We start from the raw sequence: 14855 nt of genomic DNA, 5'->3' as shown, positions 1-14855 counted from the left end.
TGACATTACCTTCTCAAGACCCGCTGCAGCCTGACTAGACGCAACGGGCACCAATAGACTACCGATGGGCCGACAATTGCTCAAGATCCCGGCGAAAGAAAGGAAATTCATGTCTGAATTGGCCATTGGCGACATCGCCCCACAGTTCGATATTCCCCGCGACGGCGGTGGTACCGTCTCGCTGCAGACGTTCGCCGGCAAGCCGGTCGTTCTCTACTTCTATCCAAAGGACGATACCAGCGGCTGCACAACCGAAGCGCTGGCGTTCACCGCCCTCCTCCCCGAGTTCGAAAAAGCCGGCGCCGCCGTCATCGGCGTGTCCCCGGACACGGTGAAGAAGCACGACAAGTTCGTCGAGAAACATGCGCTCGCAGTGATCCTCGGATCGGACGAGGATACCGCCGTCGCAAACCTCTACGGCGTCTGGAAGGAAAAGAGCATGTACGGGCGCAAGTACATGGGAATCGACCGCACGACGTTCCTGATCGATGCCCATGGCCGGATCGCAAATGTCTGGCCGAAGGTAAAGGTTGCCGGTCACGCCGGAGAGGTGCTGAAAGCCGTACAGGCCCTGTAAGACAGCCACCTCTCTGTCGCATGTTGATGCGAAATTACGGTGTCACGCCTCCTGCCCTGCGGCACGAAAAACAACGGTTTGTTAACTATAAAGCGGTCTAGTGCGGAGGAAGGATCACCGCGCACGACTCGTCTCATGCGCATCTTCAGGAGCAGAAGGTGGCAAACGGAACTCAAAGCCGCGTTTTTGGAAATCGTGCTCCCGAGCACGTTCTCATTCTCGCAAGCGGCGAAAAGATCCGCCACATGACGATCCGCCCCTGGATGGCGGCAGTGTCCGTCTGCGTCGTCGGCGCGTTGGCGATCGGATATCTCGGCGCCACCAGCTATCTCGTAATCCGCGACGATCTGATCGGCGCAACGATGGCGCGCCAGGCGCGCATGCAGCATGATTACGAAGACCGGATCTCTGCCCTGCGCGCCCAGCTCGACCGCATCACATCCCGTCAGTTGCTCGATCAGCAGGTCGTGGAGCAAAAGGTCGAGAAACTGCTTGAACAGCAAAACGCCCTCTTTTCGCGGCACGGCAAACTTGGTTCGCTTCTAGACCGCGCGGAAGAATCGGGCATCGTCCCGTCCGCCGGCACCTCGTCGTCACCAGCTTCAGCCTATCAGGCAGAAGGCAAGGACAAGCAGGCATCCGTCAGTCATGGACTGGACGCGATCGAAGGCCTGTTGTCGAACCATTCCGCTCCGGCGGATCTCGGCGTCGCCAATCCATTGGCCTACACCCCGCTTCGCGAAAATCTCGCGGATCGAGCCGACCGCATCTTTTCCAAGGTGACTCTGTCCTTGAAGGACATCGAGAAGCGCCAGATCGTCAAGATCGCCGATCTCACCACTGGCGCATCGCAGACGGCAGACGCCATCACGTCCATCCTCCGGCGTACGGGCGTGCAGGTCGCGGCCGCTCCTCCGACCGAACCGGACCCGGGTATCGGTGGCCCCTACGTCCAGCCTCAGCTGTTCTCGGACACGTTCGACACATCGCTCGATGATCTCGATTCCGCGCTTAACCGGCTCGAAAGCGTCCGCGACGTGGCGCGCGAGCTGCCATTCGGAAACCCGGCTCCAGGCCGTTCCGTCACCAGCCGGTTTGGTAACCGGATGGACCCGTTTGTCGGACGCCTCGCGCTGCATGCAGGCATCGATTTTCAAGCCGAGACCGGTGACGACGTGAAAAGTACGGGCGCCGGCAAAGTCGTTGTCGCCGGTCCCTCAGCAGGCTATGGCAATCTGGTCGAGATCGATCATGGCCAAGGCATAACCACGCGCTATGGCCACATGTCGCGCATCCTTGTCAGAGCCGGAGAAACCGTGGCTCCCGGCGAGGTGATCGGACGTGCAGGCTCCACCGGACGGTCCACGGGACCGCATGTTCATTACGAAGTGCGACGCGACGGTTCGCCGGTCGACCCCGTGCATTTCCTGAACGCCGGTATGAAGCTCGATAATTATCTCAATTAGGCCGCAAAGATGCGCGAGAGGTCCGGAATGGGTCATGCGTTGCGAAACTGAGCGCGTTCGACAACACATTGGAAGCCTTGCCGCCTCTATTCACCACATCCGGCAGCAATATTCCGGGATTTCTTGACTTTCCGGCATTTTGGTCCTATGTCGCGGGCCAGTTGTCGTACGCCAGTTACCGTCGGCACCGGATCACTTCCCCGAATTGCAACGGAAACAGATTTCCCTTTGACCACATTCGCTGATCTTGGCCTGAGCCAGAAAGTCCTCTCTGCAGTCACCGACTCGGGCTACACCATCCCGACACCGATCCAGGCTGGTGCCATCCCCTTTGCCCTGCAGCGCCGCGATATCTGCGGCATCGCGCAGACGGGAACAGGCAAGACGGCATCCTTCGTGCTGCCGATGCTGACACTTCTGGAAAAAGGCCGTGCCCGCGCCCGGATGCCACGGACGCTGATCCTCGAGCCGACCCGCGAACTCGCGGCACAGGTCGCCGAGAACTTCGAGAAATACGGCAAGAATCACAAGCTGAACGTCGCTCTTCTGATCGGCGGCGTGTCGTTCGACGAACAGGATCGCAAGCTTGAGCGCGGCGCCGATGTGCTGATCTGCACGCCAGGCCGCCTGCTCGACCATTGCGAGCGCGGCAAGTTGCTGATGACCGGCGTAGAGATCCTGGTGATCGACGAAGCCGACCGCATGCTGGACATGGGCTTCATCCCGGATATCGAAAAGATCGCCAAGATGATCCCGTTCACGCGTCAGACGCTGTTTTTCTCGGCAACCATGCCGCCGGAAATCCAGAAGCTGGCCGACCGCTTCCTGCAGAACCCGGAACGCATCGAGGTGGCAAAGCCTTCTTCGACAGCAACGACGGTGACGCAGCGCCTGGTCGCCGCTCACAACAAGGATTACGAGAAGCGGGCAACCCTTCGCGACCTGATCCGCGCGCAGGACGACCTGAAGAACGCGATCATCTTCTGCAACCGCAAGAAGGATGTCGCCGACCTGTTCCGCTCGCTCGAGCGCCACGGCTTCTCGGTCGGCGCGCTCCATGGCGACATGGATCAGCGCTCGCGTACCAACATGCTGGCAGGCTTCAAGGACAACCAGATCACGCTACTGGTCGCCTCCGACGTCGCAGCGCGCGGTCTCGATATTCCCGACGTCAGCCACGTCTTCAACTTCGACGTTCCAATCCATGCGGAAGACTATGTCCACCGCATCGGCCGTACCGGCCGTGCAGGACGGTCCGGTCGTGCATTCACGCTTGTGACAAAATCCGATGCTAAGTATCTCGATGCGATCGAAAAGCTGATCACTCAAAAGATCGAATGGCTGAACGGTGACATCGCTGCCCTGCCGGCACCGATGGAAAGCAGCGACAAGGGTCAGGAACGCGGCCAGGGTCGCGATCGTGGCGGCAAGCGTGGCGAGCGCGACAAGGATCGCGGTCGCGGCAAGCGCGCCGAGCAGACCAGGAGCGTAGAAGCTCCGGTCAAGATTGCAGAACCGACGAGCCAGGATGATCGGAGCCAGACGGAAAATATGATTGAAGCCAGGGTAGAAGACGTAAAGCGCGAACGTAGCGCCGACAGGAAGCCGCAGAACAATGGCGCACAACGCGCTCCTCGCCCGGCCCCTGCTCCGAATCCTGCCAATGACGACAACCGCGAGCGTCGCCGTCACTACCGCGACCACGATGACGGCCCGACACCAGTCGGTTTCGGCGACGACATTCCGGCATTCATGCTGATCGTCGCCAACGCCAAGGTCTGAATTTGTCCTTGAGACCCGGCATAGACTTTCCCGGCGTCGGCGCCGGGTTGGTCATTTTGCGCGACGATGGGAGGGTTCTCCTCTGCCGTCGCCTGAAGGCGCCGGAAGCCGGTTACTGGAACATCGTCGGCGGCAAGGTCGATAAGATGGAGCCGTCCGCGGATGCGGCACGTCGTGAGGCCGAGGAAGAAACCGGCCTGTCGATCGGCAAAGTTGAGTTTCTCTGCACGACTGAACAGATCCTCCCGGAAGACGCACAACACTGGATCTCCATGATCTACGTCACACGCGATTTCTCCGGCGAGCCACGCTTGACCGAACCGGACAAGCTTTCGGATCTGGGATGGTTTGACCCTGCAGATCCGCCAATGCCACTCTCGGTCTTCTCGATCCGCGCATTTGAACATCTCTCCAAAATTTGAACACACAACTTCCAGCCCGCGGCGGACGTCGATAAAACAGCAACGCAAAAAGCCGTCCCGGTTTCCCGGAACGGCTGCCCGTGATGAAATAGCGTTGTATTTTACGTCAGATGGAAACGCACCGATTGCTCGGTAAGCCTGCATCCCCCATTAAGATGCCTATTTTAGCGCGAAACCTATTGCCTATTCAATACGCGAAATCTTGCCGTGCCAAAAATATAGGTTACTTGTCGATTTCACTCCGGATTGCGGCCTCGTAGGCCAGTCTTGTCCACTTTGACATGAGGTCGGGGTCCTCGAACGCATCTTCCGGTACCGTCCAGTAAGGCATCATCACGGACTTGCCCTTCTTGCCTTCGTAGCTCCACTGCCGCGCGCCGGCAGAAGCGAACTCAGGCGCGCTCACGGCATCGGCTTTCAGCATCAGTTCGTCGCGCAGCTCGATCGCGACGATGAGGCCCTGATGGTAGATGCCCTTGCCGCCGAACATCCGACGGATGCTGACGGGCCCGAGACCTTCGAACATCTCTTCGATCGCAATATTATCCATCGTTACGTCCTCAGAACGCCACCTGCAGCCATGACCGCTTCGGGCGTATCCACATCAAGATGGGCTGCCGGACCGATATCGACATCGATCACCGGAAGACCGGAAGTTTCGATAATCGCCCTTGCGCCGACATCGCCCTGCAGGTTCCGTACAGCATCATAGGTGGCGCGCGGCAGAATAACCGGATTGCCGCGCTTGCCGTTGGAGACTGCGCGCACGATCGCCTCGCCACCGGCGTCCCCAAAGGCACCGAGCAAGGCATCGATATGGCTGACGGTCACGCCCGGCATATCTGCCAGCATGACGAGGACCCCATCCGCTGCCGCGACATCCGGCCGCGTGAATCCGGCAATCAACGAACTTGCCATCCCGGCTTCATGGGAGGGGTTGTCTTGGAGACGGACGTCGAGCGAAGATAGCTCGGCAGCAATATCCTGCTGTCGGTGACCGGTGACAACGACCACGGGTGTGGCCTTCGAGGCCAACAGCATCTCGGCGGAGCGGCGCACGAGCGGCACACCGTCAAACTCAGCAAGCAGCTTGTGAAGGCCACTTTCTCCCATGCGCCTGGCCTGACCGGCGGCCAACAGGACAGCCGCAACCGAAAGCGAGACATCGTCCTTGCTCTCGCTGCGGTCCCGCGGCGCAGGCCTTGTCGGGATCTCCATCAAAAGTCCTCCCACACCCAGTGCGGCAATATCGTCCGATGTCGGTCTTTCACCGGCAAGCAGCCGGTGGAGCATCCAGTCAAAACCGTTTTCCTTCGGAGACCGTGCACAACCGGGTGCTCCCAGCACCGTGACACCACCAATATCGCCGTAAACAAGAAGATTGCCGGGATCGACCGGCATGCCGACGCGGATCACCTCACCGCCAGCGGCTCGGATCGCAGCCGGAATGACGTCCTCTTCATCGGCAACGGCGGACGCACCAAACACGATCACCAGCGAAGGCTCGCGACAGTTCCCGAGATCAAGCGCCTGCAGTGCGGCGGTCAGGGCGTCGTGCGTATGCGGAATACGGATCTCGCGCACCAGTGTGCTGCCCGAAAGTGCAAGCCGCTGCTCGATGAGCTTCGCCGTTCGATCCATCACCGACGTCTTCAGCGTCGGAAGCTCCGTTGCAATCAACGTGACAGCATGAGCCTCGAACGGTTTGACCTCAAACGGTGTAGAAGCCCCAAGCAGCGCCACAGCCTTCCCGAGACAATCGCCATCGACAGCGAGCGGAATGATCTTGAACGTTGCGACCATGTCGCCTGCCTTGACCGATACGCGATCCTTGAGACAGGCAAGCGTGATCGACGGGTCCACGCCGTTGAGCGCGTTGACGACGTGCGTGTTGGCGACGAACAGACCGGCCGTTGCCGCATAAACGTTGACACGTCCCGTTGCTGGCTCCGAAAACGTGAGGTGATCAGGTGCGATTGCGGCGGCCAGCATTCCCGCCGCTTTGTCTTCAAGAACGTCTCCTGCATCTAGCCGCACGCCTATGACGGAAGCGATACCCTCTTCGCGAAGACGCTCGATGTCATCAGGCGCTAGCCGGTGACCCTTGTGCAGTCGTCCGCGCTGACCTTCAAACCGGATTGAATGGGCAAGCACTATGTTTTCGGCCTCACGCAACGGGAAGCTGGCGTATTTCATTCCCTAACCCTGCGTAAGGAGGTCGCGCCGGCGCAACGACCTGACGATGTCGGCAAGTGTGGCAAGCGCAATCTCGGCCGGGTTCGCAGCACCGATGTCGAGACCGATCGGCGCTGAAATCCGGGCAATCTCCTCCTCGGAATGTCCCATATCCTTCAGTCGATCAGCGCGCTTCGCATGAGTTTTGCGGCTACCGAGCGCCCCGACGTAAAAACAGCCCGCCTTCAGCGCCTGCGACAAGGGAAAATCATCGATCTTCGGATCATGCGTCAGGGCCGCGACAGCCGTATAGCTATCGAACGGTCGCTCTCTCAGCACGTCTTCGGGCCACTCCGCGATGACATCGACATCACCAAACCGTTCTTCGGTGGCAAAGGCTGTCCGAGGATCGATGATCGTGAGGTCGTAGCCCGCCACCGGCGCCAGACGGGCGAGCGCCTGGCTGATATGAACAGCGCCAATCACAACGATCCTTGGCGGCGGCAGATAGACATTGATAAACAGAATGCGGTTGTCGATTTCGACGCTCGTGGCCTTGCCGCTGCGCATCGCGTCCGCGATGCCGGCACCAAGCGGACCCTCCGGAACCGTTTCCTCGGAAACAAGAGAAATTTCGCCCGACGCAAGGTCGGTTATTGTCGCCGAGGCGCGTCTTTCCTGACGGGCGCCGTTGAGACGCGCCAGATCATCGAACTTCATCGGCCGAGCCTTTCCACATAGACGCGGATCTTGCCGCCGCAGGAAAGCCCGACTTGCCATGCCGTCTCATCGGCAACGCCGAATTCCAGCATCTTCGGAGTGCCTGACGAAATCACCTCTATCGCCTCCGTAATCACGGCGCCCTCGACGCAGCCACCCGAAACGGAGCCGACGAAATTTCCCTCGCCATCGATCGCGAGATGGCTTCCGATCGGACGTGGTGCAGATCCCCAGGTCTCGACGACGGTTGCGATCGCCACGTCGCGGCCGCTTTCGGCCCAATTCTGGGCGGTGACGAGTGGATCAAGACTGGATGTGACGGTCATCGGTGCCTTTCAGACGGCAATTTTCGAAACACGCATCGGCGCGTTGTGACGATATGGAAGCCTCACCCGCGCTTTTCCACGTCTGCGCGCAGTTTTTATCGTCGTGACGCGATTCTCTTTGACCGGTCGGATGGGAAAGCTAAATGTGCTGGAACGCAAGCCGCAATGAGTTAAGGGAAGGCATGGACATTCGCACTTTGATATCAGCCGGCCTGTTTGCCTCATTCCTCGCTGCTCCGTCTGCATCGGCTGCGATCATCGGCGTGGTCGCACCGAAATCGGGTCCATACGCCCTCCTCGGAGCCCAGATCTACCAAGGCGCCCGTGCGGCCGCCGAGGCCAATGGCGATACGCTGGTGGAGCTGGACGAGAGCTGTGACGAGAATGGCGGGCTCGCGGTATCGAAGTCTCTGACGGATGCAAAGGCCAGCGCGGCCATCGGCTTCCTCTGCGTGGAAACGCTGACGACGGCGATGCCCGCTCTGAAGGCCGCCGCTATTCCAGCCGTTTCGGTCTCGGTGCGGTCGAAGATCCTGATGGAGGATGCACTTCGCAACGACTGGCCGTTTTTCCGTCTGGCACCGACCGAAACCGCCGAAGCGGATGCTGTTGCAGCTGCGATCCTATCCCGCTGGAAAGCCGAGCCGATCGCATTCATCGACGACGGCACGATCTATGGCCGCGAGCTCTCAAGCGCCGTGCGCCAGAAGCTGGAACCGTCAGGCATCCGCCCCGCGTTCACCGACGTGTTCAGGCCAGGCCAGGAGCAACAGATCGCTCTCGTCCGCCGCCTGGCAAAGGCCGGCGCGACCCATGTCTTTATCGGTGGCGACCGAAACGATACCGCCATCATCGTTCGTGATGCTGCGGCAGAACGCGTTTCCCTGACAGTCATGGGCGGAGATGCGCTGCGTGCCGCAAACCGTCCTGTTGGCCTTGCCAACGGCGTGCTCGCGGCAGCCCTTCCGGATTACGCAGTTGCGCCTGAAGCTTCCACCGCCGTCACGCAACTACGCGCAGGCAATGTCGAGCCGGAAGGCTACGTTCTGCCCGCTTATGCGGCAACAGAACTTGTTCACCGGGCGGTGACCGAGACGTCCAATGGTCGTTCCCTGACCGACACTCTTGCGGCAGGCTCCTTCACGACTGCGATCGGTCCCGTCGCCTTCGGCCCGGACCACGAGTTGAAGCAGAACCCGTTCCGTCTGGTGGAGTGGCAAGGTAAGGACTTTGTGGAGATCGGGCCGGCCACCGACTGATGGTCTGGCCAGCGATTGTTCCCGTCGCAACGGGATGTTAAAGCCTTCCGAAAACCGGAGACCAATCCCATGACCCTGCCGATCCGAATCGCACCGTCCATTCTTGCCGCCGATTTCTCCAAGCTTGGCCAGGAAGTCATCGACGTCGTGCAGGCCGGTGCCGACTGGGTGCATCTCGACGTCATGGATGGTCATTTCGTACCCAACATCTCATTCGGACCTGACGTCATCAAGTCGCTGCGACCGCATACGGATGCGTTCTTCGACTGCCATCTGATGATTGCACCGGCCGACCCCTTTCTTGAGGCCTTCGCCAAGGCCGGCTGCGACAGCATTACCGTCCACGCTGAATCGGGCCCTCACCTGCATCGCTCCCTGCAGACGATCCGCAGCCTCGGCAAGAAGGTCGGTGTGACGCTCAACCCGGCAACGTCGCTGTCCTCGCTCGAAAACGTGCTCGATGACGTCGATCTGATCCTGATCATGAGCGTCAACCCAGGCTTCGGCGGCCAGAAATTCATCCCCGCCATGCTCGACAAGATTCGCGCGACGAAGTCCCTGATCGGTGACCGCGAGATCGAGATCGAAGTCGACGGCGGCATTACAGCAGACACGATCGGCGCTGCGAGCGCTGCCGGCGCCAACGTCTTCGTTGCTGGCTCCGCCATCTACAAGGGTGACGGCATCGACGCCTATCGCACCAATATCGAAGCACTGAGAACAGCGGCAAGCGGCGCGCGCTAACCATCCGGCGCCCTCTTTCCTGCAAACAAACCCGAAGTTATTGAGCTTTGGCCCGCTTGTTGCTACAGGCTGGGCAACACTTGACAGGAAAGCCGCACGCTCATGATCCCTCGCTATTCCCGGCCCGAGATGGTCGCCATCTGGTCGCCAGAGACGAAGTTCCGCATCTGGTTCGAAATCGAGGCGCATGCCTGCGACGCGCTTGCCGCGATCGGCGTGATCCCGAAGTCGGCGGCCGAGACGATCTGGGAAAAAGGCGGCAGCGCAACATTCGATGTCGCGCGCATCGACGAGATCGAAGCCGTCACCAAGCATGACGTCATCGCCTTCCTCACCCACCTCGCGGAATTCGTCGGCCCCGACAGCCGGTTCATCCACCAGGGCATGACATCCTCGGACGTCCTCGACACCTGCTTCAACATCCAGCTCGTGCGGGCGACCGACATCCTGATCGCCGGCATTGATCGTGTTCTTGAAGCCCTCAAGACCCGTGCCTTCGAGCACAAGGATACGGTCCGTATCGGCCGCAGCCACGGCATCCATGCCGAGCCGACCACGATGGGCCTCACCTTTGCGCGCTTTTATGCGGAAATGTATCGCAACAAGACCCGTCTGCTCGAAGCCCGCGAAGAAGTTGCCACCTGCGCGATCTCAGGCGCCGTCGGCACGTTTGCCAACATCGATCCCCGCGTCGAAGAACATGTCGCAGCAGCGCTTGGCCTGAAGGCCGAACCGGTTTCCACGCAGGTCATCCCGCGTGACCGTCATGCGATGTATTTCGCCGTCCTCGGCGTTATCGCCTCGTCGATCGAAAACGTCGCGATCGAAATTCGCCACATGCAGCGCACGGAAGTTCTGGAAGCGGAAGAATTCTTCTCGCCCGGCCAGAAGGGCTCGTCGGCCATGCCGCACAAGCGCAATCCTGTTCTGACCGAGAACCTGACCGGTCTTGCTCGCCTCGTGCGCATGTCGGTGGTTCCGGCGATGGAAAACGTTGCTCTATGGCACGAGCGTGACATCAGTCACTCGAGCGTCGAACGCGCCATCGGCCCGGATACGACCGTCACCCTCGACTTCGCCCTCAACCGTCTCGCCGGCGTCATCGAAAAGCTGGTGATCTACCCAGAGAACATGTTGAAGAACATGAACAAGTTCAAGGGTCTGGTCATGAGCCAGCGCGTTCTTCTGGCGCTCACGCAGGCTGGCACCTCGCGCGAGGATGCCTACCGTCTGGTGCAGCGCAATGCCATGAAGGTCTGGGAAGAAGGCAAGGACTTCCTCGAAGAGCTGCTGGCCGATCAGGAAGTCCGGGCCGCCCTTTCCGAGGAAGAGATCCGCGAGAAGTTCGACCTCGGCTACCACACCAAGCATGTCGACACGATCTTCACCCGCGTCTTTGGCGAAGCGTGATACAGGCAGCTTGATATTGAAATCACGCAAACACAGATTAGCGGCATGAAAGCATCCGAAGCCGATATCCTGATCATTCCGGGTTACACCAATTCCGGCCCTACACATTGGCAGACGCGGTGGGAGAATAAACTCGCCACCGCGCGCCGGGTCGAGCAAGCGGAATGGGCAAAACCGGTCAAGGACGACTGGGTCCAAAGGCTCGTGGAAGAGGTGAACGCCTCGACGCGACCGGTGGTGCTCGTCGCCCACTCGCTGGGCGTGGCAACCGCCATCCATGCGATCCCTCTTTTCAAGAAGAAGATCGCCGGTGCGTTTCTCGTTGCGCCGCCCGAGGTCGAGAACCCGAAGATCAGGCCAAAACACCTGATGACCTTCGGCCCCTACCCGCGCGATCCGCTACCGTTCCCGACGCTTACCGTGGCCAGCCGAAACGATCCGTTCGGATCCTACGAGCACGCCGACGATATCGCCGCGTCCTGGGGATCGGTCTTGGTCGATGCGGGGGAGTCCGGGCATATCAACGAAGAATCGGGGCATGGTCCATGGCCGGAGGGTACGATGGTGTTTGCCCAGTTCCTCGGCAAACTGAAGCCCTGAACTCGGCGGTCACGCCGGAATCATGACGCATTTTTCCTGCTAGGCTGGAGCTCTGCCGCATAGCGCGACTGAGTCGCCTGCGGCCTATCCGGTAGAGGGAGCCGGCATAGCTTTTTTCATCGGGATGAAAACCTGACGGATGGCCCCCGCATTGTGAAATGCGATCTTTTCCGATATGGACCCCTCAAACACGATCCATTGCGCCTGCCCCGGGTGCCAACAACGAGAAAACAATCATGAACCGTCGCCGCCGTATTTACGAAGGCAAGGCAAAGATCCTTTACGAAGGCCCGGAGCCAGGCACGCTGATCCAGTTCTTCAAGGATGATGCCACCGCTTTCAACAAGAAGAAGCACGGTGTGATCGACGGCAAGGGCGTTTTGAACAACCGCATTTCCGAATATCTCTTCACGCACCTGAACAAGATCGGCATTCCCACGCACTTCATCCGCCGGCTGAACATGCGCGAGCAGCTGATCAAGGAAGTGGAGATGATCCCGCTCGAGATCGTCGTGCGCAACGTCGCCGCCGGCTCGCTTTCGGAACGTCTGGGCATCGAGGAAGGCACCGTTCTTCCCCGCTCGATCATCGAATTCTACTACAAGTCCGATCAGCTTGCCGATCCGATGGTGTCCGAGGAGCACATCACCGCCTTCGGTTGGGCGAACCCGGCAGAGCTCGATGATGTCATGGCGCTCGCCATCCGCGTCAACGACTTCCTGTCCGGCCTTTTTCTCGGTGTCGGCATCCAGCTCGTCGATTTCAAGATCGAATGCGGCCGCCTTTTCGAAGGCGACATGATGCGCATCATCCTGGCTGACGAGATCTCGCCCGACAGCTGCCGTCTCTGGGATATTGAGACGAAGGAAAAGATGGACAAGGATCGGTTCCGCCGCGATCTCGGCGGTCTGGTCGAAGCCTATTCCGAGGTGGCGCGCCGTCTCGGCATCATCAACGAAAACGAGCCGCTCCGCGGGACCGGCCCGGTTCTTGTCAAGTAATTCGGGGGATATTCAGTGATCAAGGCACGCGTGACCGTTACGCTCAAGAACGGCGTTCTAGACCCGCAGGGCAAGGCCATCGAAGGCGCGCTCGGAAGCTTGGGCTTCGAAGGCGTCGGCCATGTTCGTCAGGGCAAGGTGTTCGACCTTTCCCTTGAGGGCACCGATAAGGTAAAAGCCGAAGCAGACCTGAAGTCGATGTGCGAAAAGCTTCTGGCTAACACGGTAATCGAGAACTATACTATCGCAATCGACTAACGGTTGCGGGGTGTGTCATGGCCGACGTCACGAATGAACTCATGTACGAACTGATGAAGCGCGTGCAAGCAGACATATCTGACATCAAAATCGGCCAACGGGATCTGAAGGCAGAAGTGAATGCCATGCGTGGTGCGATGATATCGCTCCATCAGGACATGCATAATATCCACACGGCACTGGCGCGCCACGACCTGCGTCTCGACCGTATCGAAACCCGCCTCGAGCTGCGCGAGCTGTCTGAGGCACAGGCAAGGTTTGAACCGCACCCATGAAGTCCGCCGTCGTCCAGCTTCCCGGCCTCAATCGCGACCGCGACATGATCGCCGCCCTCACCAAGATCTCCGGCCAGGCGCCCGTCACCATCTGGCAGACGGAAACCGAGATCCCTGATGATATCGACCTGATCGTCATTCCGGGCGGGTTCTCCTACGGCGACTATCTGCGCTGTGGCGCAATTGCTGCCCGCATGCCGGTCATGCAGGCCATCAAGCAGAAGGCCGAACAGGGCGTGAAGGTCATGGGCGTCTGCAATGGCTTCCAGATCCTGGTCGAAGCGGGCATGCTGCCGGGTGCACTGATGCGCAATACGTCGCTGAAGTTCGTGTGCAAGGACGTGAAGCTCGAAGTGGTGAATGCCGAAACGGACTTTACCCGCGCCTATGGCAAGGGCCAGATCATCCGCTGCCCGGTCGCCCACCATGACGGCAACTACTTCGTTGACGCAGAAACGCTCGCGTCCATGGAAGACAAGGGCCAGGTCGTGTTCCGCTATGCGGAAGGCACCAACCCTAACGGTTCGTTGAGCGATATCGCTGGCGTCATCAACGCGCGCGGCAACGTTCTCGGCATGATGCCGCACCCGGAAAACCTGATCGAAGCCGCGCATGGCGGCAGTGACGGTCGCGGCCTTTTTGCCTCGGCGCTCGACGTGATCGCTGCCTGACCGGTCTCAGGTCTCCGTAGAAGACAATACCATAACCCTCCGGGAACGACATGCAGATCTCTTACCGTACTATGACTGCCATTTCTCTTGTCGCTCTCGGGACCGCGCTCGCGTCCTGCCAGTCGAAACCACCCGTCAAAGCGGTCAGCAACGCATCGGCGCTCGACGTGATGGAAAAGGTTGCCGTTGGCGCCAATCGCTGCTGGTTCCGGTCGGGCGACCCGGCCTTCAAGTCCTACGCGTTCGCGCCGGAACTGACGTCCTTCTCCGGTCGTCCACGCTTTCTTCTGACACGCAAGGGCTCGTCCGATATCCGTCCGCTTCTCGTGGTGCAGGCGGAGGGCAGACCTGCCAAGCTTTCCACCTTCGGCCCGCTGATGAGCGAGCCTGTGTCGGGCCGCGTCAACGCCGATGTGCAACGCTGGGCCGCTGGCAACACCAACTGCTGATCTCGACCGTCAGAAGCCTTCTGTCGATAGCGTAAGCTCCGTACGAGTTTCGCAGACCACTCTCTCCTCAAACGGCAACATAATGCCGATTCGAGGAGAGTAGTTTGCCGCCGATTTCCCTGACACTGCCGGCGCGGATCGCCCTCGCTGCACCCTTGGCATTCCTGTCCATGGTCGCGACACCGATCGTTGCTGCCGAACAACTGTTCGACGACGCGCGTTTTGGAGTCCTCACCTCCCTGGACAGCGGTCGCAAGGAAAACGGCGTCTTCCTGACGGGAATGCTCCTCACCGATCCGTTCGGTCGTGAACAGGCGACGGGCGTTGAGAAGGTCCTGCGGCCCCGTCTTCACGTCGGCGGCGAACTCAGCACCACGGGCGAAACGAGCCAGGTCTATGCAGGCTTCTCGTGGACAATGCCGGTCACGCGCAATGTCTTCGTGGAAGCAGGCTTCGGCGGCGCGCTGCATGACGGCAACCTGGACAGCGGCGACGACCCTCAGCTTGGCTGCCGCGCACTCTTCCACGAATATGTGGCCGCAGGCGTCAAACTTCTCGGAAACTGGCAGCTCCTGGCGCAGGCGGGCCATTCGTCTCACGCCAATCTCTGCGACGGACCAAACGATGGTCTGACCCGCGCGGGTCTGACGGTAGGTTACCGGTTCTGATCTCGGCTTTTGCCTGTGGCGCGCCGGCATTTTCTTGTCGCGCCTCGTCAAG

18 protein-coding genes are annotated in these 14855 nt (G+C 60.1%); 14 read left to right on the top strand and 4 right to left on the bottom strand.

What is annotated here, in order from left to right:
• Nucleotides 1-109: 109 nt before the first annotated feature.
• The 4 genes from bcp (at nt 110) to AC0JZ8_RS13590 (ending at nt 4247) form a co-directional block, all read left to right on the top strand.
• Nucleotides 110-577, top strand: coding sequence for a thioredoxin-dependent thiol peroxidase (bcp, locus tag AC0JZ8_RS13605; protein WP_471892719.1), 468 nt, complete (start codon nt 110-112; stop codon nt 575-577).
• A gap of 158 nt (nt 578-735) precedes the next feature.
• Nucleotides 736-2043 carry a M23 family metallopeptidase gene (locus AC0JZ8_RS13600; protein WP_192086438.1) on the top strand — a complete coding sequence of 436 codons (1308 nt, stop codon included), beginning with the start codon at nt 736-738 and terminating at the stop codon, nt 2041-2043.
• 228 nt (nt 2044-2271) lie between these two features.
• Nucleotides 2272-3825, top strand: a complete 1554-nt coding sequence (locus AC0JZ8_RS13595) for a DEAD/DEAH box helicase (RefSeq protein WP_062456700.1) — start codon at nt 2272-2274, stop codon at nt 3823-3825.
• The gene (locus AC0JZ8_RS13590; RefSeq protein WP_113110556.1) at nt 3822-4247 is read left to right on the top strand and encodes an NUDIX domain-containing protein; all 426 of its coding nucleotides are present in this window, start codon (nt 3822-3824) and stop codon (nt 4245-4247) included. Before AC0JZ8_RS13595 ends, AC0JZ8_RS13590 begins: the two co-directional genes overlap by 4 nt.
• Nucleotides 4248-4470: 223 nt before the next feature.
• Here the strand turns inward: AC0JZ8_RS13590 and AC0JZ8_RS13585 are convergent, their stop codons facing one another.
• The 4 genes from AC0JZ8_RS13585 to AC0JZ8_RS13570 are packed head-to-tail and all read right to left on the bottom strand — an operon-like array spanning nt 4471 to nt 7468.
• Entirely contained in the window at nt 4471-4797 is a 327-nt protein-coding gene (locus AC0JZ8_RS13585) for a TfoX/Sxy family protein (protein ID WP_174196616.1), read from the bottom strand.
• Nucleotides 4798-4799: 2 nt separating this feature from the next.
• Nucleotides 4800-6443: an NTP transferase domain-containing protein gene (locus AC0JZ8_RS13580; protein ID WP_192076940.1), complete on the bottom strand. Its 1644-nt coding sequence runs from the start codon at nt 6441-6443 to the stop codon at nt 4800-4802.
• Between the two features lie 3 nt (nt 6444-6446).
• Nucleotides 6447-7142 (bottom strand): XdhC family protein, encoded by a 696-nt coding sequence (locus AC0JZ8_RS13575; RefSeq protein WP_471892718.1) that lies wholly within the window; start codon nt 7140-7142, stop codon nt 6447-6449.
• Nucleotides 7139-7468: an XdhC family protein gene (locus AC0JZ8_RS13570; protein WP_062456684.1), complete on the bottom strand. Its 330-nt coding sequence runs from the start codon at nt 7466-7468 to the stop codon at nt 7139-7141. Before AC0JZ8_RS13570 ends, AC0JZ8_RS13575 begins: the two co-directional genes overlap by 4 nt.
• Nucleotides 7469-7665: 197 nt before the next feature.
• Here AC0JZ8_RS13570 and AC0JZ8_RS13565 point away from each other — a divergent pair, with 197 nt between their 5' ends.
• From AC0JZ8_RS13565 to AC0JZ8_RS13520, 10 genes are all read left to right on the top strand, one after another.
• Entirely contained in the window at nt 7666-8727 is a 1062-nt protein-coding gene (locus AC0JZ8_RS13565) for a branched-chain amino acid ABC transporter substrate-binding protein (protein WP_471893373.1), read from the top strand.
• Between the two features lie 69 nt (nt 8728-8796).
• Nucleotides 8797-9471 (top strand): ribulose-phosphate 3-epimerase, encoded by a 675-nt coding sequence (gene rpe, locus AC0JZ8_RS13560; protein WP_062580820.1) that lies wholly within the window; start codon nt 8797-8799, stop codon nt 9469-9471.
• A gap of 102 nt (nt 9472-9573) precedes the next feature.
• Nucleotides 9574-10881, top strand: coding sequence for an adenylosuccinate lyase (gene purB / locus AC0JZ8_RS13555; RefSeq protein ID WP_062456678.1), 1308 nt, complete (start codon nt 9574-9576; stop codon nt 10879-10881).
• Nucleotides 10882-10926: 45 nt separating this feature from the next.
• On the top strand, nt 10927-11481 hold the full coding sequence (locus AC0JZ8_RS13550) for an RBBP9/YdeN family alpha/beta hydrolase (protein ID WP_471892717.1): 555 nt from the start codon (nt 10927-10929) through the stop codon (nt 11479-11481).
• A 236-nt stretch (nt 11482-11717) separates the two neighbouring features.
• On the top strand, nt 11718-12482 hold the full coding sequence (gene purC, locus AC0JZ8_RS13545) for a phosphoribosylaminoimidazolesuccinocarboxamide synthase (RefSeq protein WP_062456672.1): 765 nt from the start codon (nt 11718-11720) through the stop codon (nt 12480-12482).
• Between the two features lie 15 nt (nt 12483-12497).
• Nucleotides 12498-12740: a phosphoribosylformylglycinamidine synthase subunit PurS gene (gene purS / locus AC0JZ8_RS13540; RefSeq protein WP_062456669.1), complete on the top strand. Its 243-nt coding sequence runs from the start codon at nt 12498-12500 to the stop codon at nt 12738-12740.
• A gap of 17 nt (nt 12741-12757) precedes the next feature.
• Nucleotides 12758-13015 carry a hypothetical protein gene (locus tag AC0JZ8_RS13535; protein ID WP_062456667.1) on the top strand — a complete coding sequence of 86 codons (258 nt, stop codon included), beginning with the start codon at nt 12758-12760 and terminating at the stop codon, nt 13013-13015.
• Entirely contained in the window at nt 13012-13686 is a 675-nt protein-coding gene (gene purQ / locus AC0JZ8_RS13530) for a phosphoribosylformylglycinamidine synthase subunit PurQ (protein ID WP_192076944.1), read from the top strand. Before AC0JZ8_RS13535 ends, purQ begins: the two co-directional genes overlap by 4 nt.
• A 71-nt stretch (nt 13687-13757) precedes the next feature.
• Entirely contained in the window at nt 13758-14135 is a 378-nt protein-coding gene (locus tag AC0JZ8_RS13525) for a hypothetical protein (protein WP_062456663.1), read from the top strand.
• Between the two features lie 170 nt (nt 14136-14305).
• Nucleotides 14306-14803, top strand: coding sequence for an acyloxyacyl hydrolase (locus tag AC0JZ8_RS13520; protein WP_092661132.1), 498 nt, complete (start codon nt 14306-14308; stop codon nt 14801-14803).
• Nucleotides 14804-14855 lie beyond the last annotated feature (52 nt).

It is taken from the genome of Velazquezella soli (assembly GCF_977018685.1).
The sequence above is the reverse complement of the archived record's forward strand: the minus strand, read 5'-3'. Positions and strand labels throughout refer to the sequence as shown.